This window comes from Paenibacillus sp. FSL H8-0034 (assembly GCF_038000305.1).
Taxonomy (GTDB): domain Bacteria; phylum Bacillota; class Bacilli; order Paenibacillales; family NBRC-103111; genus Paenibacillus_S.
Genome location: NZ_JBBOBS010000001.1, coordinates 5461679 through 5485483 on the forward strand (window position 1 = coordinate 5461679; position 23805 = coordinate 5485483).

Annotated in this window: 20 protein-coding genes; 2 read left to right on the forward strand and 18 right to left on the reverse strand. The window is 46.7% G+C overall.

What is annotated here, in order from left to right; translation table 11 throughout:
• Window positions 1-28: 28 nt before the first annotated feature.
• The 15 genes from NST47_RS24725 to NST47_RS24795 all read right to left on the reverse strand — a co-directional run bounded on the left by NST47_RS24725 (window position 29) and on the right by NST47_RS24795 (window position 13013).
• Window positions 29-961 (reverse strand): CvfB family protein, encoded by a 933-nt coding sequence (locus tag NST47_RS24725; RefSeq protein ID WP_076230076.1) that lies wholly within the window; start codon window positions 959-961, stop codon window positions 29-31.
• On the reverse strand, window positions 958-1305 hold the full coding sequence (gene rsfS / locus NST47_RS24730) for a ribosome silencing factor (protein ID WP_076230075.1): 348 nt from the start codon (window positions 1303-1305) through the stop codon (window positions 958-960). The genes NST47_RS24725 and rsfS overlap by 4 nt, the downstream gene beginning before the upstream one ends.
• A 65-nt stretch (window positions 1306-1370) precedes the next feature.
• Entirely contained in the window at window positions 1371-1943 is a 573-nt protein-coding gene (gene yqeK / locus NST47_RS24735) for a bis(5'-nucleosyl)-tetraphosphatase (symmetrical) YqeK (RefSeq protein WP_341157506.1), read from the reverse strand.
• Window positions 1921-2520 carry a nicotinate-nucleotide adenylyltransferase gene (locus tag NST47_RS24740; protein ID WP_341157507.1) on the reverse strand — a complete coding sequence of 200 codons (600 nt, stop codon included), beginning with the start codon at window positions 2518-2520 and terminating at the stop codon, window positions 1921-1923. The genes yqeK and NST47_RS24740 overlap by 23 nt, the downstream gene beginning before the upstream one ends.
• Window positions 2521-2546: 26 nt before the next feature.
• On the reverse strand, window positions 2547-2840 hold the full coding sequence (gene yhbY / locus NST47_RS24745; RefSeq protein ID WP_076230072.1) for a ribosome assembly RNA-binding protein YhbY: 294 nt from the start codon (window positions 2838-2840) through the stop codon (window positions 2547-2549).
• Window positions 2841-2931: 91 nt separating this feature from the next.
• Window positions 2932-3789 (reverse strand): shikimate dehydrogenase, encoded by an 858-nt coding sequence (locus NST47_RS24750; protein ID WP_341157508.1) that lies wholly within the window; start codon window positions 3787-3789, stop codon window positions 2932-2934.
• Window positions 3790-3810: 21 nt separating this feature from the next.
• On the reverse strand, window positions 3811-4932 hold the full coding sequence (yqeH, locus tag NST47_RS24755) for a ribosome biogenesis GTPase YqeH (protein WP_341157509.1): 1122 nt from the start codon (window positions 4930-4932) through the stop codon (window positions 3811-3813).
• 7 nt (window positions 4933-4939) lie between these two features.
• Window positions 4940-5437, reverse strand: coding sequence for a YqeG family HAD IIIA-type phosphatase (locus NST47_RS24760; RefSeq protein ID WP_240417088.1), 498 nt, complete (start codon window positions 5435-5437; stop codon window positions 4940-4942).
• Between the two features lie 161 nt (window positions 5438-5598).
• Window positions 5599-7845 (reverse strand): transglutaminase domain-containing protein, encoded by a 2247-nt coding sequence (locus NST47_RS24765; protein WP_341157510.1) that lies wholly within the window; start codon window positions 7843-7845, stop codon window positions 5599-5601.
• Window positions 7842-9086 (reverse strand): DUF58 domain-containing protein, encoded by a 1245-nt coding sequence (locus NST47_RS24770; protein ID WP_341157511.1) that lies wholly within the window; start codon window positions 9084-9086, stop codon window positions 7842-7844. The genes NST47_RS24765 and NST47_RS24770 overlap by 4 nt, the downstream gene beginning before the upstream one ends.
• A 5-nt stretch (window positions 9087-9091) precedes the next feature.
• Window positions 9092-10051: an AAA family ATPase gene (locus NST47_RS24775; protein ID WP_076230067.1), complete on the reverse strand. Its 960-nt coding sequence runs from the start codon at window positions 10049-10051 to the stop codon at window positions 9092-9094.
• Between the two features lie 232 nt (window positions 10052-10283).
• Window positions 10284-10634, reverse strand: coding sequence for a stage V sporulation protein AE (spoVAE, locus tag NST47_RS24780; protein ID WP_076230285.1), 351 nt, complete (start codon window positions 10632-10634; stop codon window positions 10284-10286).
• Between the two features lie 14 nt (window positions 10635-10648).
• On the reverse strand, window positions 10649-11662 hold the full coding sequence (gene spoVAD, locus NST47_RS24785; protein WP_341157512.1) for a stage V sporulation protein AD: 1014 nt from the start codon (window positions 11660-11662) through the stop codon (window positions 10649-10651).
• A 3-nt stretch (window positions 11663-11665) separates the two neighbouring features.
• A complete protein-coding gene (spoVAC, locus tag NST47_RS24790; RefSeq protein WP_341157513.1) occupies window positions 11666-12139 on the reverse strand; it encodes a stage V sporulation protein AC in 474 nt (157 codons plus the stop codon).
• A 16-nt stretch (window positions 12140-12155) separates the two neighbouring features.
• On the reverse strand, window positions 12156-13013 hold the full coding sequence (locus NST47_RS24795; RefSeq protein ID WP_341157514.1) for a DUF421 domain-containing protein: 858 nt from the start codon (window positions 13011-13013) through the stop codon (window positions 12156-12158).
• A 144-nt stretch (window positions 13014-13157) separates the two neighbouring features.
• On the opposite strand from NST47_RS24795, the gene NST47_RS24800 reads away from it, so the two are divergent.
• A complete protein-coding gene (locus NST47_RS24800; protein ID WP_076230063.1) occupies window positions 13158-13364 on the forward strand; it encodes a DUF1657 domain-containing protein in 207 nt (68 codons plus the stop codon).
• Window positions 13365-13726: 362 nt separating this feature from the next.
• Entirely contained in the window at window positions 13727-14995 is a 1269-nt protein-coding gene (locus NST47_RS24805; protein ID WP_341157515.1) for a glucuronate isomerase, read from the forward strand.
• A gap of 100 nt (window positions 14996-15095) precedes the next feature.
• Here the strand turns inward: NST47_RS24805 and NST47_RS24810 are convergent, their stop codons facing one another.
• The 3 genes from NST47_RS24810 to NST47_RS24820 are packed head-to-tail and all read right to left on the reverse strand — an operon-like array spanning window position 15096 to window position 23314.
• Window positions 15096-17972 (reverse strand): RCC1 domain-containing protein, encoded by a 2877-nt coding sequence (locus NST47_RS24810; protein WP_341157516.1) that lies wholly within the window; start codon window positions 17970-17972, stop codon window positions 15096-15098.
• 57 nt (window positions 17973-18029) lie between these two features.
• Entirely contained in the window at window positions 18030-21161 is a 3132-nt protein-coding gene (locus NST47_RS24815; RefSeq protein ID WP_341157517.1) for an efflux RND transporter permease subunit, read from the reverse strand.
• The gene (locus NST47_RS24820) at window positions 21158-23314 is read right to left on the reverse strand and encodes an efflux RND transporter periplasmic adaptor subunit (RefSeq protein ID WP_341157518.1); all 2157 of its coding nucleotides are present in this window, start codon (window positions 23312-23314) and stop codon (window positions 21158-21160) included. The genes NST47_RS24815 and NST47_RS24820 overlap by 4 nt, the downstream gene beginning before the upstream one ends.
• Window positions 23315-23805: the final 491 nt, after the last annotated feature.

Genomic DNA, 23805 nt, shown 5'->3' on the forward strand with positions numbered 1-23805 from the left:
CCTTTACTAATTGACAATTCACAGCTATTTATTCTCCGTCCGACTGACTCTCAGTCTTGAGCTCCTGATTATCCTCAGGTTGTTGCCCCTGCTTCAGATGAGTCCAGCTGCCTTCCTGATACACAAGGCCTTCACGCATTAATTTACCAATTGCCCGCTTAAAAGCCGATTTACTGATCTGAAACCGTTCATTAATGGCATCCGCCGGGGACTCGTCCGAATAAGGCATGGAGCCGTTTGGTCTTTCACGCAAAAAGGCAAGAATCCGCTCCGAGTCCTCATCCCGTCCAACCTCTTTCACAGCCTTCATTGAACAGTTCACGTTGCCATCCTCGCGAACAAAGCTTATCCGCACATCAACCTGCTCACCGAGACGCAGCTTTCTGGTACGGTCCGTGGAGTGGATCATACCAATGACACCAAATCCAACAACGCCTCCGTCACAAACAACAAAGGTACCCATCTGCAGCGGCTTGTATACTCTTGCGCTAACCCAGGTATTCTTCCAGCTGGTTGGAGCGTCAAAGCACATCGGCTTAAGCTCAGCCTCACCGGCAACTCTGGCCAGCAATCGGCCTTGTCGGTCATGGGCAAGTTCAACGAACACCTTATCCCCCACTTGAGGTCGAAGCTCACGCAGATCGGGTTGTTCCCTGAATGGAAGCAGCAAATTGCGGCCTAAGCCCATTTCCAGAAAACAGCCGAACCGCGGGTGAATATCGACAACTTCCAGAAGTGCAATCTCACCCAGCTGGATCAATGGCTTTTTCATCGTACTGGCAAGACGATCCTGTGTATCATAGAACAAGAACACATCTACCGAATCACCTGGCTTAATCGTTCCTACGACCTCACTGTAATGGAGCAATACTTCCTGAGTGCCATCCGTTACAAAATAGCCGTGTGGAGCGATTTCCTTGGCAACCTTCAGTTTATAAGTTCTTCCTGCATCCAATATCATACGCGTTCTACCACCTTGGCATCTGACCAAAGACGCTCTATATTATAATATTCCCGATCTTCACGATGGAAAACATGAACAATCACATCGCCTAAATCAACCAGTACCCAACGTGCTGTATCCATACCCTCTAATCCACGTACGCGACCACCATTTTGTTCAGCTTTTTTACGAATTTCCGTAGCAATAGCCTGAACCTGTGTTTCTGAATTACCATGGCATATAACAAAATAATCCGTAATCAGCGAAACCCCCTGTAGGTTTAACGCGATCAAATTCATTGCTTTTTTATCTTCAGCCGCTTCGACAACAAGGTCTACTAATTTTTCTGGTGTAAGACTCATTTCATTTCCTCCTCGATCTCACTGTATGGCAATTTCTACTTAGCTGGGTTTACTTTCAATTCAATCTATCCAACGGATTTCACTTCATCCACTAGACCGTTTCTTGCTTCTATCGTTAGCGGATACACCTTTTTTCCCTTTTCCAGCAAAAAAATGATCGTTCCATCAAACGCCATCAAGAGAGCTTTCTCCATACTATATTCGGCGATTTCTCGAATCTTATGCACACCCGGAAAATCTCTTCCAGGTTCGATATAATCTGCGAGACAAACGATTTTTTCCAGCTGGGTCATATGTTTACGCCCAGTTGTATGATAACGGATTGCATTCAATACCTCTTCGTCGTCAACCCCGTAATCCCGCTCTGCAATGAAAGCACCCGCATGCGCATGCCATATTTCCTTATCATACTCTAGTAAATCGGCAGGCAAGCCATGATCGCGAATCACATTACCCTGATCCTTGACTGGCCAATATTTACAAACATCATGCAGTACGGCAGCCAAATGCGCCTTGTCCGCATCACCTTGATAGCTCCTCGCGAGTAACACAGCCGTTTCCATCACACCTAACGTGTGCTCCCAACGGGCAGCAGGCATTTGTACCTTTACCGCATCAATCAGCTGCTTGCGATTCATAAATCCGATTCACCACCATATATTCATTTACTCGATCTGGCACTAAATAGCGAACCGACTTCCCTTCAGCCTGACGCAATCGGATCAAGCTGGATGAGAGCTCAATCAAAGGCATTTCCACAGCAAGTACCGCTTTACGAATAGCTTCTGGCAGCAGGCTCAAATCCCAAACATAACCTGGGCGCTGTAGGCCGATAAATGTAATGTTCTGCACCAACTCATCAATTCTGTACCATTTGGGCAAATACTGTACCATATCCGCACCAATTATATAGGCAAAATGAATGTCGGGATGGATTTGAAGAAGCTCGGTTACCGTATCAATGCTGTATGAAATACCGCCCTTCCTTAGCTCAAAATCAAAAGGACGAAAATGGGGGTGGTCCTCGACCGCACGGCATACCATGTCCCAACGCTGTCCAGGCGTAGCCATAGGGCCTTTTTCCTTATGAGGGGGCACATTGGTTGGCATGAACCAGACCTCATCCAAGAGGGCCTGCTCACACGCGTGTTGGGCAGCAATCAAATGTCCGATATGAATAGGATCAAAGGTACCTCCCATAATTCCAACCTTCATGCTCTCACCTCTTCTAGCTCAAAAATCTATACCGGCAGCACAATTGTTTTGTGATCCTTGGACTCTTTATACAGTACGATGATTTTACCAATAACCTGCACGAGCTCAGCATCCGCTTGTTCAGCCAATTGTTCACCGACTTCTTTGCGATCCTCGCCACTATTATTAAGCACCGTAATTTTGATCAACTCGCGTACTTCCAATGCTTCGTTGATATGTCTGATTAAATGCTCGTTCACCCCACCCTTGCCCACCTGGAAAATAGGGTTCAAATGGTGCGCTAAAGCGCGTAAATGTCTGGTTTGTTTGCCTGTTAGCATAATTATCGTTATCCTCTATTCTTGAGTAAATATAGTTATCTGTGATCGGGCTTAACATGAATTCAAAAATACAGCAAGCTCCGACCCTTATTTACGTGTTAAATGAATCAATGACAGCCTGACGCATAGCCGCTACAGGGGCCGAAGCACCTGTCCAGTACTCGAAAGCGTACGCACCCTGATAAATAAACATACCCAGGCCGCTGTGAATGGTTGCACCCCGAGACTCGGATTCACATAGAAACTTTGTCACCAGCGGGTTGTAAACCAGATCGCTGACCACGGTAGAATCAAGGATCAATGAAGTATCCATGGGTACATCGTTGATATTAGGGTGCATGCCAACCGAAGTATTATTCACGATCAAACCAACCTTACCGACAATGTCACCAATCTCATCAAGCCCTAAACCAGTGGCAGTGGTGAAGCTGGACATGGATTGCGCCAGTTCTATGGCTTTATCACGGGTGCGATTGGCAATATAGATATGAGCCGCGCCCTCCATGGCTAGTGCATATCCGACTCCACGTGCTGCGCCCCCTGCTCCGAGCATCAGTATATGTTTACCACGTAAATCGATTCCGGTTTCTTCTTTCAAGGATCGCACGTAACCGATACCATCGGTATTATGGCCAATAAGACGACCGTCCTCATTGACAATCGTATTGACTGCTCCGATAATCCGGGCGCCTTCATCGATTTCGTCCATGTAATCCATGACCTCTACCTTATGTGGAATCGTAACATTAACACCACGAAATTGCAGCGCACGGATTCCATCGATAGCAGACTTAAGCTGGCCCGGCTTAATATGAAATGCCGCATAAGCCGCGTTAATTCCCGATTCCTCAAAAGCGCGATTCAGCATAATCGGCGATTTGGAATGGCGAATCGGATCCCCGAATACACCATACAAAATCGTGTTGCTGTCCAGTTTCTGTTTCCCCATTATTTCTTCGTTCCTCCCGCTTTATATCATTGCCTCACGAACAGCAACCTTAACTCCCTTGGGAACATGAATAGCCAGATCGGCACCACTGTCACTGTTTACTTTAATCCAGCCGAGGCCTGATATCGAAACATCGTATATTTTACCCTTCGGAATACGTACAGGTACCTTATTCAGCTTCGGCAATAGCTCCAAAGCCTCAAGAGTCGGTGGTGCGAGCATGACACCTTTATGCTCTGCATACAGCTCATCGGCACGCTCCAGCTTGGTCCGGTGCGGGGTGATTGCATTGGATACATAAAAGGTAAACGATTGACGTTCACCTTGAATAAAATCAAATCGCACAAAGCTGCCGAAAAATATCGTCTGCTTTTCATTTAATTGGAATACGACCGGCTTGACGACTTTATCAGGCATTAACGTAGCCAAATCCTGCTTGTTCACGAGCTCTGTCAATCGATGCGGGTAAACAATACCCGGTGTATCGATAATAAAGGTACCGTCATCCATTGGTATTTTCACCAGGTCCAGCGTCGTTCCCGGATATTGAGACGTTGTCAATTCTGCTTCCAGGTCACTGTAATCACGGATCAGACGGTTAATCAATGTCGATTTGCCAACATTCGTGGCTCCAACAACATAAATATCACGGCCATCCCGATGCTCGTCCAATGCCTTGATCACACGGTCAAAGCCCAAATTCACTTTGGCTGAGCACAGCACAACCTCAACAACCTTAAGACCAAATTCACTAGCCTGTTTACGAATCCAGTTAATAATTCTGTTGTAATTCGTTACTTTCGGCAGCAAATCAATTTTGTTAACGACAAGCACAATTGGATTGTCTCCGACAAAACGCGGCAAGCCGCTGATTAAGGTGCCTTCAAAATCGAAGATGTCGACAATATTGACGACCAGCGATTTTGTATGGCCTACGTGACTCAGCAGCTTCAAAAAATCATTGTGGTCTAAAGTGATGCCTGAGGACTCGTTATAATTTTTCATACGAAAACAGCGCTGGCATATGATCGGCGAACGATCCAATGCTTGCGCCGGAACATAGCCCAGCTTGTCCGCATGCTCCATTTGCAGTTTTACACCGCAGCCGGCACAGGCTTTTGCTTCTGCAATCTTTTCTGTCATGGTTTACCTACCTTTTCATCCAACTTGTAGCTACTTTCTCGAGCGAGCGATTGACAACTTTCGTAAAAAAACCTTCATCTCCCTTTGCAATTGGAAGAACCAGAATTGTAAACAGCCCCATTCGGTTCCCGCCAAGCACATCGGTCATCATCTGATCCCCAATAACTACTGTCTGACTTGGCAGCAGTTTCATCATACCAAGTGCTTTGTGAAAGGCCGCACTGGTTGGCTTTTTGGCCCGATAAATAAAAGGCAACAGCAGCGGTTCAGCGAATTTGCTAACCCGCAGCTTATTATTGTTGGAAACAATCACGACTTGAAATCCAATCTGTCCGACAACCTTGAGCCACTCGATTAATTCCGGTGTAGCCAGTGGTGCTTTGGCTCCTACGAGTGTATTATCCAGATCTGTAATAATACCACGCACACCTTTGGCCCATAGTTCATTGAGATCAATATCATAAATCGTGTTGACTTGTAATTGTGGAAGCAGCCTTTTTAACAAAGAAATCACCTCGGGAACGATCATACCTACATACGTCAAACTATACCACAGCCAGTTAGGCGTGGCAAAATAATAATAAAGATAAGCAGTCAAAAGCCTGACAGCAGGCTGTCAGGCTATAGCTTCATGAACTTAACAAGTTCACTCAATCTATCTCTAAATCAAAATTGCGAACGCAGCTTTTCGACCAATTGGGTTGTGCTTTGCCAGTCATCTTCTGTTATTTCTGCATTGCTGTACTTCGCTTTCTCGAAGATGGACAACACCTGCTCCAAATCGGCCTTCATCCATTTGCTCTGCTTGATCCATCTGCGGGTTGCTTCCCGCAGAGTCTCATGCTCATCCCGGGTATAGCCATTACGTCGGCAAATCCGCAGCATTCGTTCACATTCTACGATGACCTTTTGCTTCAAGAGTGAAGCTCTCCGGCGTTCGATCCGCTCTTTGACAAGATCGACTACCTGCAGCTTCCATATCAGAAAAGCAATTAAAGCAATAACAAGCAGAACCAATCCGCTGATACCGGCAATATGACCTGAATTCGAAAAAACGGCCGCCTCTTCTGTAGTTTCCGGAATCTCAGGTAATGTCGAAGGATCAATCACGGTTTCCTGTAATTGCGCGGCACGCGGCAGCACAAAGCCTGAGGTAGGCTCAAAAGGAATCCAGCCATATCCGCTAAAATAAATTTCAACCCAGGAATGCGCATCCGCATTACGAACGGTATATATACCTGCAGCATCAGGGTCCAGCATGCCCTCCTCAACCGACATATTCAAATATTCATCAGGTACTGTCGTAGAGCCAGAGGCATAGCCTTTCACCCAACGAGTAGGAAGTCCGGACGATCTGGAAAGCACGGCCATTGCCGATGAGAAATAATCACAATAGCCTTCCTTGATTTCAAACAAGAAACGCTCTACAAAATCGCGACTTTTTCCTTTGGTGAGATCAGGCTTATTCGTGTAGGGATACGTTTGACGCAAATATTGTTCGATTTTCTTTGCTTTCTCATAAGGACTTACCGTATCCTTCGTAATATCTGCTGCCAACAGACGTACACGATTAGGTGTGTTGTCAGGCAGCTGTAAGTATTCAGCCAGCTCCGCACGGTTCGGCAGCTCCGCAGGCGCTTGACGCAAAGCCTCTTCATCCACAATCGGCATTTGTGAGACGATGGTGTACGACTTAGGAAAAGCCTGACGCTGCTGTTCGTTAAAGCGCAGCTCGGATTGCGATGGCGCCCAGAGCAAAGGTTCAAAGCCTGTCTTGGCACCACCCAGATCGACTACCTTTTGCAAGCTGAAAGCTCCGAATAATACAGGATATTTTTCCTCAGACAAAATCGTTACCGTTTGAGTAACCTCTATGGTTTTCAGCTTGCTGCCGGCAGCTCTTGGATCAGTAGCCAACGCAACATCCGCTCGTACCGTACTCACAGGAGCACGTCTGTCGCCTTCCCCGAGCTCCCAGCCCTTCCCACTGTAAAAGCTGCGTGTTTCGCCACGCCAATAGCTTCGATGTGAGGTTTCTACAGTCATAACCGGAGTGAAATCGAATTCAAATCCCCCGCCAAGAGCCGTGTCGTTGCGACTGTATCCGGAAGAAGCATCACCCGAAGCCGTAGCAGTTGCAACCTCAACACCTTTTCCCGTGGTAAAATTAACCGGTTGGCCTTGAAAATTGCGCCATGCTGTATAGGGATCGGTCAATACAGGACTGACTTCCGGCATGATGGAGCCAATTGATAATGTCAAACAGACCAAGGTAATAACCGGAACCGAGATTGATGTCGGATAATCAGCGAGGTAGCTCCATGCAGTCGGATCTTTTTGACGCAGCCGCTGAAAATGACACAAAATCAACAGGAACAACCCGCAGCCCACCACCATCACTACCTGAGGCCACAAATATACATTTGAGAAGGAATCACGGATACACATGGCGAGAACACTGACGATCATCAGCAAATAAACTCTCCACTTGACCTCTACCCACCAGATCAATGCCAGATAAATAACCCAGGTGCTGAGTGCAAACCATAAATAGGGCGTCAATTGATATAAATTCAGAAAAAGCTGCGAAGAAAAATAGCTGGATACCGACACATCTTCAATGATTTTATAATCAAGTAAAACATGAGCATTAAGAGCAATCACAACTATCATTTGTATCAAGCCGCGCACTAGCCAGTGAAGCCTGGGGATATGTTCCAGAAGAAAGGTTACTAGCAGTGTTAGTTGAACGATGCGTACTGTCTCCGGGAGCCATAATCCATTTTCTTTTGTAATCCAGCTAACAAATTGCAGTAACAGCAAGCCAACCAGCAAAACCGTCAACCGATGCGGCCAATCTGTCAAAAGCATGCGTCGCCACACAGGTGTCCTCTCAACCATCAGCTCACTCATCCACTTCTCCCTCCCAGCACAACCGGAAGCTCATGAAGTGAATGGATCGGATACCCAACCACACCAACCGATTGCAGTCTTTTCAGCCAAGCCTCTTGATCGGTAGCGCCAGAACATATCCATAGGTGACAAGGATTCAACTGAAGCTGCTTAAGCCAATTAAATATTTGTATGATCGGCTCACCATACTGCGGAGTTATTAAGGTAATAAAGCTGCCGGGAACCAGATGCTGCACCTTTTCCCTCAATACTTGACGAAGATTGTAAGAGCCGTCAGCCTCCACATGAATAAAATGCTGTTGAACCGCTTTTAACAGATTTTGACCAGGCTTGGGCTCGAAATACACATCATCCGCTCCTGTAGACACCAGGCCCAGAGCCAGACTGCGACCGGCCCCGTATTGGAACAAAGATGCGGCAACAGAAACAGCGAGTTCAAAATCCTCCGGATCTCCATATGCTTTGCGGCTACGATCCAGAATCAGGTAGGTTTTGGGCAAAGACTCCCGCTCAAATTCCTTTGATTTCCAGGTTCCTGTTTTGGCTGTCGCATTCCAGTGAATACGAGACAAACGATCCCCATAAATATACTCGCGAACGCCATTGATCTGCGTAGTTTCACGCACGGCACGAGTCGTTGTAGAATGGTGATTTGTGCCTTTCATCATTTGATGATATTGCTGCCATTCGCGGATTTGCACGGTTTGCGGCAGGACTACAATGCTATTGGGCAGCTTTAGAGTACCACTATGCTCAAATAATCCAAATATATCTTCCGTTACACATTCGGTCGTACCAAAGGTATACGAACCTCTGCGCAATGCAGGAGTCCGGTATTCCCACTCTCCGCGACGTCTCCAATCGGGAACTATCGTCGATTCAAATGCGAGCTCACTGCCGTTCTTGTGAGTCAAGCGATCTTTAACGAATATATAAGGCATTGGCCAAAATCCAGGAATTTGCAATTGAATCGTGACTGTGAGTGAGCTGCCCGCTTCCATCGTACTGGTCGTTTCGGCATTATGCAGTGTCCGTGCACCCTGTGTCCGTTTGATGCCGCTCCACTGTCCGAGCAACAAATAGATGCTTAAAACGAGCATGACCACAAACAGCATAAGTGCCAGCTTCCCGCCTTGAAACAGCAGAAAGCCCAAACTTCCCAGCAAGCTAAGCAGGACCGCCCAAAATTGTTTGCTCATACGTGGTAATTCGGTAAGCTTCTGAACGATGGCTTCTCGCATCCTGCTCACTTCTCCATTCGTACGGGTACTCTCACCTGTTGAAACACAGACTGCAGTACGGATTGCACCGTAGCGCCGTCCATCCGGGCTTCAGCATTCAGAATGAGGCGATGCCCCAACACGTATGGAGCCAAAAACTTGATGTCGTCCGGGATCACATAATCCCTTTCCTGCAGTAATGCAAAAGCTTTAGCTGCCTGTACCAACGCCAGGGTCGCACGAGGACTTGCGCCAAGAAAAATCGAAGTGTGCTCACGGGTTTGCCTTGTGATCGAAACGAGATAGCTGGCGACGGCATCATCTAAATGTACGCGCTTCGCTCTTTGCTGCATCCCGAGTATGTGTTCAATATCCGCTACAGGCTCCAGCTTCTCTATGGGATGTACGATGCTTTGTGAAATAATCATTTTCGTTTCAGTCGCCTCATCCGGGTAGCCCAGACTGAACTTCATCATGAAACGGTCCAGCTGCGCTTCCGGCAGTGTATAGGTTCCTTCAAAATCAATCGGATTTTGCGTAGCCAACATCATGAAAGGCTGCGGCAGCTCATGCGTGTCACCATCCACGGTAATATGGCGTTCTTCCATTGCTTCCAGCAAAGCTGACTGGGTCTTGGTGGTGGCCCGGTTAATCTCATCTGCCAGTAAAATATGTGTCATAATTGGACCAGGTCTGAAGATGAACACTTCATCTTTTGGATGATATATCGAAACTCCAGTAATATCGGTGGGAAGTAAATCAGGATTGCATTGAATACGTCGGAATTGACCACGGATTGATTTGGCTAATGATTTGATTAATATCGTTTTCCCTGTTCCGGGTACGTCCTCCAAGAGAACGTGTCCGCCTGCTAACATGGCTGTCATAAGTAATTTAATTTCATCTGTCTTACCGAGGATGCAAGACTCCAAATTCGCTTGTATGCGCTTTAGCACTCCTATATCTTCACTGACAATGGCCTCCATGTTCCTGATCCTCCTTGGGGTGTGTATAATAAGTGGGCAGAGCGTTTCTCTTTCTATTTTACAGGATTAAAAAAAGGCCGTATACGTGCAAATACGCTAAAATTGTTTGTAAAATTACACATTTGGAGACATTTTGAAAACAGAAAAACTCCAAAGGACTAGCCCCTGGAGCGTAACAGACCTTATTAAGGATACGTACAATACTTGCATTTGGTTTCATCAAACGGGAACTTTACCCTCGCGGCCTGCAAACGAGAGCGGCCAAAAATGAAAAGATAATCGCAGATGATATACCGGCGCTTGTCACATTAAAAATACCTGTGATAATACCTATGGCACCATCCTCTTTGAGCTCCTGTAGAGCTCCGTGAACGAGTGCATTCCCAAAGCTTGTAATTGGTACCGTCGCGCCGGCACCCGCGAAGCGAATTAACGGATCATACCAGCCGATTCCATCCAACACCGCGCCGCTCACAACAAGTGTACTCATGGTATGTGCAGGGGTAAGCTTACCCACATCCATAAGCAATTGACCAACCACACATATCGCGCCACCGATAATAAACGCCCAGACAAAATCCATAAACGTTTCCAAACTTAGTTCACCCCACTTTCAATAGCTACAGCATGAGCGATACAAGGTATGCTTTCCCCTTGTTGAAACGAGAGCGGTGACAGCAGAGCGCCAGTCGCGATGATCAGAACTTTACGATAATCGCCTTTAATCAGCTTTTTAAGAATATGACCATAGGTCACCACGGCCGAGCATCCACAGCCGCTTCCCCCTGCTATAACAGGCTGCTTCTCACGATCATAAATCATCAGGCCGCAGTCGTTATACGTAGTTTGATGAATGGGTATCTTGTGCTTAATAAGCAATTCATTGGCAATATCATAGCCGACCTTGGCCAAATCACCTGTTACAATCAAATCGTAGTATCCAGGCTCTCTGTCAAAATCCTTAAAATGCGCCTGCATCGTATCGACCGCGGCAGGTGCCATCGCTGCCCCCATATTAAACGGGTCCTTTATGCCCATGTCCACTACGCGACCGATGGTTGCACCAGTGACAACCGGTCCCTTTCCATGTCGTGAAACTACAGCTGCACCTGCACCTGTTACCGTATATTGAGCAGTGGGAGGCTTCTGTGAGCCGTATTCGGTCGGGTAACGGAACTGTTTCTCTGTGGTGCAATTATGACTGCAGGTGCCAGCCATTACATCATTGGCATAACCTGCATCCGTCAGCATGGATGCTACCGCTAACCCTTCCATTGAGGTAGAGCACGCCCCGAAAATACCGATGTATGGGATTGCTAGCGTTCGTGCGGCAAATGTACTGCTTATAATTTGATTCATCAAGTCGCCGCCTACGTAGAACTGCAGCTTTTCTTTCGTCAGTCCTGCATTTTCGACAGCGAGCTTGGCAGCTTCATCCATCAATTGACGCTCAGCCTTTTCCCAGCTATCCTGCGCAAGAATCATATCCCCGTGAACAATATCAAAATCATCACCTAGTGGTCCGGAGCCCTCCTCAGGGCCAACGACAGTGGCAACACCCGTTATGACGGGTCGATTCTGAAATGCCCAGCTTTGATGTCCCTGAAGCATCGCTCATCCTCCTATGTTAAAAACTAAATGAACCAGTCCGACAACAAAGGCAGCCACGATGCCGAACACAATAACAGATCCGGCTAATTTAAACATGTTTCCACCTACACCTAACACAAAACCTTCACTTTTATGCTCGAGAGCTGCCGAACACATCGAGTTGGCGAAGCCTGTTACCGGAACGGCTGAACCGGCACCAGCCCATTGCGCAAGCTTGTCATACCACCCAAAGCAGGTAAGAATGACAGACAATAAAATAAGCACGGCCACTGTAGGATTACCCGCCTTTTCTGCAGGGTACCCAAATGCGTGAATGAACATTTCAGTTAAGCCTTGACCAATTACGCAAATAATCCCACCGACTAAAAAAGCCCTTAGGCAGTTTTTCAGAACTGGCCGGGATGGCTCCTTCTTTTTGGCCAATACTTGATATTCCTGTTGTGTCCAGGTCAATTTTTGCTTGGTTTTTGAAGCCATTTCATCGCTTCCTTTCTTATCTTTTTAATACGGGCTCAAGCAGTCTGATTTGCTTTTGCAGCTGCAAGGTACAGTCCTCGTACATTTTCTTCGCGGATACATCTACTGTTGATAAGCCGTATAAGGTTAAATCTGCCTCGCATTTTTTAATCGTAGCCCACAGCAGCCTTCTTTCGTTATTTACTGGCAGCTTGAGCATATCGTCATACAAATCGACATACAGCGCTCCATACGAATCAACAGTCCCCAGAAACACATTGTCCACAGTGACGCCGATTTTCTCCAATTCCGTCCTGAGCCATCCAGGATTTAAACCTATTGTTGCGAGCGGCTCTTCCATGATATTACCGTCCATGATAACAGCCTGTGAAGCCTGTTCAGGTGCAGTTTGAATACCAAGGTGCTTGGCGGTAAGCGGCTGATTCTCTTTCTTCAACATGACGCTCAGCTCTCCACTTGCCTCCAGCATTGCAAATTCAACCTCCGCCGGATTAAATACGCTTTTGGTTCGAAGCTGCTCCAGCAATTCATCCACCGTATAACGTTCCTTCTTGAGGTTTTTTTCCATGACCTTGCCTTCTTTGATCATGACTGTTCCTTTTCCATCGAACCAGCCCCTCAGCGTAACGCTCTTCAGCGTAATTAATTCCACACCGAGCGGTACCAGAGACCATACCAATAAGGCAACAACACCGTGCATATAATTATTTTCAATATCGGTCGATATAAAACCAGCAAGCTCACCCAAGGTTATACCTGTTATATATTCAAAAAAGGTGAGCTGGGAAATCTGCTTTTTCCCTAATAACCTTGTCAGTATAAACAGCATCGCGATAGCTCCAAGCGACCTGACAACAATTTGAACCCAATCCATCCCCACTCTCTCCTTCCCGGAATAAACCTCACCATAACATTATTTGCATCATTGCTCAGACTTATGGTTTCTAAATTATTCCAGTCATGATTTCAAAAATTGTGAGCACAATGTAAAAGGTGAAACACAAGGAGGTGAACAATCATGACTGTAGCATCAAGCGTAAAAACAACATTGGCCTCTTTAAAAAGTGCACAGGCGAGCTTGGAAACATTTGCTCTGAGTACACAAAATCAAGAAGCCAAGCAGATTTTTGAACAAGCTGCTCAAACGACCCAACAAGTTTGCGATCAAATCAGCGGACGTGTTCAGCAACTGGAAAGTGAAGAACCTCAATACAAAGGCTTTTAACTAATTGGAGCTTGTAGGCTGAACGCCATCCACGAAATTGATTAAAGCATGTCCAAATATAAAAAGCCTTGTGACTGTCAACTTATGGCAGTTCAAGGCTTTTTATATGAATTACATACCATTTTGGGTCAACCCAATATCCATAAAAATATAAGTAATAAAATGTAAAGTACAAGTACTAAGATAAGATTAGTCTGTTTTTTCATATGAACAGGCTCCCATCTACCCATAATGTTCCCGATCTATCCTATGTCACGGTATTTTGTTTGGAATGTGTATATGCCTATATGGAATTTAATGATATAATACGTTCATTGTTCACGTTAACATAAACTTATTTTGCGGGAGGGTTCTCTTCTATTATGACGATTCGTTCGAAGGAGCATCTGTATTCATTTGTTACGGAAACGGTAAGGAATACACAAGTAACCGATATTCACACACATTTATTTGCAGAATCGTTCGGTGACCTGCTTTTATGGGGTGTCGATGATTTATTAACGTACCATTACCTGATTGCCGAAACCTTTCGTTTCAAACCCGAATTATCTTACGATGTATTTTGGGCTATGAGCAAGCAGCAGCAGGCTGATTTAATATGGCAAACTCTATTCATTGAGCACTCACCTTACAGTGAAGCATGTCGTGGTGTTGTCACCGTGCTGAACAGACTCGGCTTTGATTTAAGTACGCGGGATCTGAACACGTATCGTGAATATTACAACAACGTCAGCGCCAAAGATTATATTACTCGCATATTGGATCTTGCCAAGGTTAAAACTGTCGTCATGACGAATGATCCATTCGATAGCTTTGAACGTGAGAAATGGTCTCAAAATCATCCACAGGATCCTCGTTTTCTTGCTGCGCTTCGAATCGATCCTCTGCTGAATGCGTGGGATACGAGCTGGACTCTGCTTGTAGAGCAAGGCTATGAGGTCAAATCCGACTTTTCAGGAAATACAATTACTGAGATTCGTCGTTTTCTAACCGACTGGATTGGGCGCATTAATCCATTGTACATGGCGGTTTCACTGCCTAATGACTTTGCCTATCCTGAGGATTCTTCGCGTGGACGGATCATTGATGAATGTATCGTTCCTGTTGCGCGCGAAGCTAACATTCCGTTTGCCATGATGATCGGTGTTAAACGTCAGGTTAACCCGTCTTTGAAGGGCGCTGGTGACAGCTTGGGAAAAAGTGATATCGGAACAGTGGAACGCATCGTCAGCAAGTATCAGGATGTGAAATTCCTAGTGACTATGCTTTCTCGTGAAAATCAGCATGAGCTCGCCGTTACTGCGCGCAAAAACCGTAATTTATTAATTTTCGGCTGCTGGTGGTTCCTGAACAATCCAAGTCTTATCGAAGAAATTACCCGTATGCGCTTCGAATTGCTCGGTGGCAGCATCATTCCACAGCACTCCGATTGTCGGATTATTGACCAGTTACTTTACAAATGGGATCATTCCCGTGAAATCATTGCAAAAGTATTGTTTGAGAAATATGATGATTTGTTGACGGCCGGTTGGCGCTTGGAGGAAGAAGAAATTCAGCGGGATGTAGATGATTTGCTCGGCGGTACCTTCTGGAAGTTTCTTGGGAAGCCAGACCCGGCAGCTGTGAACTAAATCCAATTTGTAATAACCAGCAAAGGAGCACCTATCCCGTTATAATAGCGGGATAGGTGCTCCTTTGCTTATTGCAGCAACTCTTTATTTATTAGTTCCGTTACTTCCCCTGTGCATTTTTGAGAGCAAGCTCATCAACCGGCAGCACAGCTCCATTATTCAGAGCAAGCAGCCTTTCAATGATCGTAATCGCCTGAGCTCTTGTAGTCGTTTCCTGTGGTGCCAGTTCTCCGTTATTAAGTCCTTGCAGGATTCCTTTTTGGACAGCATTTAGCATCGCATAGGAGCTGTCTACAACAGCAGCCGCATTTTGAAGTTCTTTGTTAGTAACGCGCACAGCGATTTTCGCCATTTCTGAACGGGTAATCGGTGCGTCCCAAATGATTTGGGTTTCTCCTGGACCATATAGCCCCGCTCTGACAAGTGCATCGACATAAGGTTGATACCACACGTTATCTGTCGATGATTGGGCTGGTGACAGTTTAAGTGCAGCTGCCGTCAGCTTGGCAAATTCTGCTCGTGTAACCGTCCCATCAGGCTTAAAGGTTCCATCCGGATAGCCGTCTGAGTAGCCTTTCTCAACGGCTGCAGCAATTTCCGTGCTGGCCCAATGACCATTTGTATCACTAAATCCGTTGGCAAATCCGGATACGATCGCTGGTGTCAAGCGGTTTTTGTAAGAACCATCACCTAATTGACCAATCGTATTTCCTCCCCAAGTCCATACCGCTCCATCAGCCGCCAAAGCGACGGAATGAGCACTGCCAGCAGAAACAGCCTGTGCACCGCTAATCGCTTTTGCTTGAACAGGCATCTGCCTGTTGGTGGTCGTCCCATCACCCAATTGACCATAAACATTCAAACCCCAGGCCCATACAGTTCCATCCTTTTTTACAGCGAGGGAATGATAGCTGCCTCCAGCAATGGCAGTCACTTCGTAAACACCACCAACCTGTGTAGGAATTAACCGATTGGTTGTAGAGTCATCTCCAATTTGACCATAGCCATTGTAGCCCCATGCCCAGACCGTACCATCATTTCTAAGTGCCAGAGAGTGATTGCGGCCTGCCGCTATTGCCTTTACATCGTTTAACCCTGTCAGTTGTACAACTGAGCGACGTACCGATAATGTGCCATCGCCCAGCTGCCCATTGATGTTGTCACCCCAGGACCAGACGGTACCATCACTGGCCAAGGCCAGCCCATGGTTATATCCTGCCGCAATAGCCTTGATCCGCTTCAAGCCGGGAATCTCGATTGGAACTCCGCTTGAATTGGTCGTTCCGTCCCCCAGCGCACCGAAGGTATTATCACCCAGAGCCCATACCGTTCCATCCTTCTTTAATGCGATTGTAAAGGAATTTCCAGCAGCAATGTCTATAATATTCGTTAACAAGGGTGCCGCGGCTGGTGTATTCTTGTTCATTGCCGCGTTATCAGCCAGCTGGCTGTTACTATTCAAGCCCCAGCTCCATAATGTCCCATCGGCTTTTAGTGCCAGAGCATGCCCGGTTCCAGTTGCTATTGAAACAATTAGGTCCGACATAGCCAAGGCAATCGGTGTATTCGTACCACCGTTTCTGCCGATACCCAGCTGACCAAAGGTGTTCTCGCCCCATGTCCATAGCTTGTTGTTTTTCCAAACCATTGTAAAGCTGTCACCTGACGCAAGCTTCCGTGATTGCATCTCACCATTAAAACTTCCCAATGTAGGGTCGGTTATCTCGACAGTTAAGAAAAATCTAGGGACTAGGGCAGGAATAATTCGGCTGGTAGCAGCTCCGTCACCCAATTGGCCCAATGTGCTGTTACCCCAAGCCCATAGCGTACCATCTGCTTTGATCACCATGGAGTGGAACGATCCCGCTCCAATAGCAGCTGTATTTTTCAGACTGTCAATTTTCAATGCAACAACACTATTTTTATAATTCCCTGTTCCAAGCTGCCCATAGTTGTTCAAGCCCCAGGCACTGACTGTACCATCCTTATGTCGAACCAAGGCGTGTGAGTTTCCTGCTGCAATGTTCACTGCGTCATTAACACCAACCACACCGGAGGCGAAGTTCCGATCCGTAGTATTCCCGTTGCCCAGCTGGCCGGCAGCGTTAGAGCCCCAGGTATATACCGTACCATCTTCCTTGAGCGTCATCGAAAAATTGCCACCAGCGGAGATGGCTTTAGTATCGTATGTGAAATTGACTCGTGTCGGTCTGTTAACAATTTCACTGGTGTCTGCATCGCCCGCTTGGCCAAAGGTGTTGTCACCCCAAGCAAGAACATTATTATCCGAAATCAGAACCAGCACATGATTAGAGCCGGAGGAGATCGCCTTCACATTCGTAGGATAACCCAGTTGTGATGGCTTACTCCTGCTCGTAAAGGTGCCGTCACCCAATTGGCCTCTTGTATTATCCCCCCAGGTTACAATGGTACCATCACTTTTTAAAGCGATAGAGTTATTGCTGCCTGCGGAGATGGCAACGACATCTTTTAAATCTTCGATCTGAAATGGGGCCAGACGGTCGTTTAAAGTTCCATCACCTATTTGACCTGCGTTATTTTGACCCCATGCCCATACCGTGCCATCTTTGCGCAGCGCTAGAGTGTGGTTCATACCGGTCGCTATCGCCGTAATATCGAATAGTTCCTTCACCTGTGTAGGGGTGTATCGGGAAACGCCAGCACCTGTTCCGAGCTTGCCATGCAAGCTGTCACCCCAAGTCCATACCGTTCCGTCACCTTTCAGAGCGACCGTATGACTTAAACCACCCATCACCTGGGCGACACCAAGCATAGACGCTGTCGAAGTTGAGCTTGTGGCATTGAGGGCTGAGGATTCTACGCCAGAACTGACGCTAGTTGGAGCAGCCTCAGCAAAAGCAGCACCCGGTATAACCAGGCTTTGAAGCAGAAGTGCCCCTGTCAGTGAAAAAGAAAGCCAGCCTTTAAGCTTATGTTTAAAACGGTTTCGAACCATTATACAATCTCCTCCATCATGATTTATGCGGTTTATACCCTGCTAGACAAGCTATGACTATAATTTGGTTGGCAGGGCTGGAGGGGATTGCCGCTTCCATTTACTACGAAAGAAATCCATCATGCCATCCATTAAAGTGTACACGACAGGTACAAGCAATAATGTAACCATAGTCGATATCGTCAGACCGAAGGCAACAACGGTTGCCATGGACGCTTGCGATTCAGCCCCTTCACCAAAGCCGATAACAAGCGGCAGCATCGCCAATACAGTAGTCGCAGTAGTCATCAGGATCGGCCTTAATCGTACTCTGGCGGCTTCAATTAATGCATCGAACAACGTATAGCCCCGCTTACGCAGCTGATTCGTATAGTCAACTAACACAATTGCATTATTGACCACGACCCCTATGAGCATAATCATTCCCATTACGGAGTTCATATTGATTGTTCTATTCGTTAAATACAAACCGAGAATGGCACCAATAAAAGTTGGCGGCAGCGAGAACATAATAATAAAAGGACCGTACAACGATTCGAATTGTGCCGCCATAACCATGTAAACCAAGACGACAGACAAGATAAGCATCATGTACAGGCTGCTGAATGTACTGTTGGAATCAGCCTGCGAACCCAATGAGATTGCATAGCCATCAGGTGGTTGAATCGTGTCCAGACGTTCTTGAACAATTTTGGCGACATCGCCCACGGGTGCACCTGTAACAAAGGCTTGAACCGTGGTTAAACGCTGCTGATTGATATGTCTGATCTGTGAGGGACCTGAGCCCGGCTCAACTTTCGCAATGGCACTAAGAGGAATTTGTGTCCCCGTAGATGTAGTCAACACGATCTGATTCAGGTTCTCCAGATTGTTCGTAAACTCTGTTGGATATTTAACCAAAACAGAGATTTGGGTATCCCCAGTTTTGAAATTGGTTGCAACCGATCCCTGATAAGCGGTCCGCAGAGAAGTCATAACCTCTCTGGACGAAATCCCATAATAGGTAGCCGCTTCACGATCTATCGTCATCTCATAGGCTGGTATTGTGCGTTCAAGTGTATTTTGTACGTTTCTGAGTGTCGGAATGGCACGTAATTCCTCAGCCACCATATCACCCAGCTTACTCAATACAGCCATATCGGGTCCATTCAGATTAACTTGAATATCGGCACCACCACCTCCACCAATACCAGGAAGACGGATTGAGGAACGGGCGTTAACCGAGATTTGCGCACCTGCATTACCATTAGTCAAATTACGAATTTGTTCAACAATTTGCTCTGTTTTCAATTTCCGCTCGGCCAATGGCTTCAGCGTAACGGAAATATTGGCAGAATTCGTTGATGCGCTCTGAAAAGCGCCTCCCCCTGCACTACCTACATTTGTGAAGATCGATTCAATGTCTGGAATGTCCTTGATAAGTGCTTCGACCTTGGAAGTCAATGCGTTTGTTATTTCAAATTTGGTCCCTTGTGCCAATGAAATATTAATAAATAGTTGGCCTTCATCTGTTTTGGGGGTCAGCTCAGAGCCTACAAATTTAGCCAAATACACACTTCCACCCAGCATCGAAACCGTAATCAGCACAATAATCAAGCGATGCCCAAGTGACCAACGCAGCACTTTTGTATAGCCGTTTGTAAAACGGTTCATCCCTCTGCCAAACCATACAGCCGGGTTGTAAGAACGTCCTTCAGGAAGCTCTTCTTCATGATTTTTCTTCAAAAGCTTCGCTGCCAGCATAGGCACCAGGGTAATGGCAGCAATCAATGCCGCTATATGTGAAAAACTCACGGTGAGCGCCATGGGAGCAAAGAAATTTTTGATAATGCCCGAAATGAATACAGTAGGAGCAAAAACAGCAATTTGTGCCAGTGCAGATGCCAATACGGCTGTTCCCACTTCGGCTGTTCCCTGTTTGGCCGCTTCGACCGGAGACAGTCCTTCCGCTTTTTTGCGGTATATACTTTCAAGAACAACGACCGCAAAGTCAACGAGCGAGCCCAGACCGAGCGCCAAACCACCAAGTGTGATCGTATTGATCGTCTGATGGGAGAAATACATCATACTAAAGGTACTGATGATAGAAATCGGAATTACAACACCAATAATGAGCGTTGCTCTGACACTGTTCAAAAACAACATAAGAATAATAATCGAGAAAATGGCACCTAAAAGTGTATGCTCGATAACCGTATTAATCGAGTTGCTAATAAATTTGGATGAATCATTTAAAATGCCAAGCTTTACGCCTGGAGGCAGCTTGCTTTGCAGCTCTTCCATCGACTTACGAATATTTTTGGCGACGGCAACAGTGTTACCATCGGATTGCTTCAGTACGGATAAACCGACGCTTTGCTCCCCATCACGACGGGAATCAAAGGTTACATCTTGATACGTATCAATAATTTTACCTAATTCACCAAGCGCAATGGACTGGCCGCGGCCTAAGGTGACACGTACCTTTTCAATTTCACTGACGGATTTAAACTCTCCGGCAATGCTTAATGGTACGAGCTGATCACCCTTGTAGACAAAACCTACATCTGTTGATTGATTGTCATTGCTTAAAGCCGAAGTCACCTGACTAAAGGTCAAACCGTATTGGGTCAGCTTGTTCTGATCAAGCAGCAATTGGATTTGTCTGACCCGTCCACCTGTTACGCCAACGGAAGCGACACCATCAGCACGTTGAACTGCAGGGCTAACAATATTATCTGCCAGGTCACGCAAAGTGACCAGATCCACGCTGTTACCGTAGAGCGCGAGGCTCAGAATAGGCTGACTGTTCGGATCCGAGCGTGATACGACAGGAGCATCGGCATCCGTAGGCAGCTGACGCTTTACCCGGTCCAGACGGTCCCGCATCGTTAAAGTTGCATCACTGATGTCCGTTCCAAAGTTGAATTGCACAGTGACGGTGCTCCCTCCCGTTCGAGAGCTTGAGGTCACGGATTGCACGTTGGCTATAGTTGCCATGGATGCTTCTATGCGCTTGGTTACCTGTGTTTCTACCTGTCCAGGGGAAGCACCTGCCCAGTTAACGGAGACCGTAGCCGTCGGAATATCCATATTCGGATACAAATCGACCGGGAGAAGTGGGGCTGCGATAGAACCAATAATGATCATGGCGATCATCATCATCGTTATCGTTACCGGCCTGTTGACTGAAAAATTAGCTAAATTCACTGACCGCCACCCGCTCTCCCTGCTTGGCCGGTTGTTCCGGTATTGGGATTAGCTGTAGCTGGAGTTTGCGAGCTGTTGCCTGCTGGAGCGGTGCCGCCAGACTGCCCTCCCTGATTGCGTTGTCCGCCCTGTCCTTGAGTTCCCTGTTGGCCACTTTGGCCGCCTTGCTGCTGATTGCCACCTTGTCCGGCACCCTGCTGGTTTTGTCCATTTTGGCCTCCGCCTTGTTGACGTTGTCCGCCTTGGCCACCTTGTTGTTGTCCTCCTTGCTGCCCACCCTGCTGCTGAGCACCTTGCGGCTTCTGACCTTCCTTGCCTGGTTGGACGATTTGCACGGCTGCCTTGTCTGAAAGCAATTCTTGTCCTTTAACGACCAACTCGTCGCCTTCGGAAAGACCACTCGTAATCTCAAACATTGCACTCGTCAAACTTCCAACTTTTACAGAAACTTTCTTGGCGCGTCCGTCCTGAATAATAAAAGCAGCTGAACCGCTCGGTTGACTGAGTACAGCATCAGCTGGAACCATAACCGCTTTACGTCCTTCGCTCTTTAAGCTCGATGTTGCAAACATACCCGGGAGCAGTTCTCCATTGGGATCACTGACTTTAATATCAACATTATAAGCTTTAGTTACAGGATCCAATAATGGCTTAATCGTTGCAACGGTTCCGTCAAACGTTTTATTCAAGGTTGGCACGGTAACTTTCATTTCCATACCGATTTTGATTTTCCCAATGTTAGCTTCGGAAATATTTACTGTGGCTTGCGTTGGATCCACAGTTGCAATGGAGAGTATGGCTGCTTGAGTGCTTGCATTTTGTCCTACCGGAATGCTGACCACGGTGACTACTCCATCAATTGGTGAAGATAGTACTCCGTCCTGAAGCTGCTCATTAAGCACTCTCAGATTCGTTTCGGCTTGCTGGTATTGGGCACTGGATACGACAACAGCATCTGTTGATTGTGCAGTCAACAGCGCTTGCTCGGACTGAGCAACCTGCGCTTTAGTAACGTTGAGGTTTGTTTGTTGAGACGCAACAGAATTGGCATAAGAAAGCTGATCCTTTTGCAAGCTTTGTTGATTCGTGTCGAGGATGACCGATAGTGTATTTTGCGCGTTGGCTAATGCAACCGTGTCGCGATTTAATGTTTCCTGGGCAACCTGAACCGTCTGTGAGCTTTGAGCTGCTGCCAAATCCCCTTGTGCTTTAAGCAGGGCTGCCGTTGCCGAGCTGAGCGAGTTCGGTGTAGTCTGTTGCGCTTGATCCAAAGCTAGCTGGGCTGATTGCACTTTTGCCAAAGCTGCGTCTACTTCGGTTTTTTTAGCGCCGGAGGCAGCCTCCACGTTGTTTAAGTTCACGATGGCCTGCTGAAGTGCAAGCTGCAAGGAGGCCTGCGAGTTATTCGTGCTAACCTGCGAGGTTTGAGTCGTGTCCTGCTGGGCATTCAATGTATTTTGCGCATTAACTAGCGTCGTATTATATGTGTTTTGAGCATTGTTTAAGTTTTGTTGCGATATTGCGACCTGCTGCTTGGCAGACGCGATGGCATTTTGCTGATCGCTGATCGCTTTATTATAATTGGCTTGTGATAAAGCCAGCTGCTGTTTGGCTGTTGTTATCGTGTTTTGTTGATCTGCTATCGCTTTTTCCAGGTTTGCACGTTGAATGGTTAATTGCTTTTCTGCCGTTGCCGCGCTGTTAGCCTGATCGTTAGCAGCACGCTGAAGCTGAGCAGCACTAACAGCCAACGAAGTTTCGGATTGAGCAATCTGCTGCTGCAGGGTGCTGGTATCAATCTTGGCTAATGGCTGTCCGACCTTGACCCTGTCACCAGCTTTGACCATTAAATCGGTTACCCTGCCGCTAACTTTGGAGGAAATATTCGTTGTATAGATAGGTGTAATAGAGCCGGTAAATACTTGTCCGCCGCCAACTTCCGCCATTTTTACCAGTTGAGTTTCAACAGGGAACTGTCGGGCTGCAGCCGCGCCACGCTGCTGGCCTGCACCAGGTGCATTTGGCTGAGCTGCTTGAGTACTATTTAAGCCGCCCCAATTCAGAAAGGAGGCTCCTACAACAGCAATCACCGCAATGATCGCAATTGCGGTAATCACCCATTTTTTTGATACATTTTGGATCCACCTGATCATTTCCATACCTCCATGTAGTCTTATCCGTCTCTTCCTTGTAAGGTTAACGCTCCACAAAGAAGCCCTTGTTGTCAAGGCTTTCGTCTAACGGCTCCGGATGCTTTCTTGCAGATGCTCCAGTATAAGATCAACTTAGCGTATATTCATGATTAAACTATGATCTAAATGTAAAAAAACTGTGAATATCAGCTTCAAATAGTACTTTTGTCTGATATGTTTAAACACAAAAAGAGACCCCTTTCGGGGTCTGCTTAGCGATGAAAGGATATAGGTCCAATGTCTTAAGCTCTTTCCAAAAGCCGGGTCAGAAACCTTGGTCACTTTAATGCAGTACGAGTACTACCCTAACGTGTCTTTGGCACATCCCTCCGCTTCTATCTGGAGTCAAGCAACAAATTTCCACGATGTTTCGTTGAATGGTTCAACGGAATCACGCCTCTCTTTTTCATCGCTAATCATAGAATGCACCGTCACTAAGCTTTTTATACATG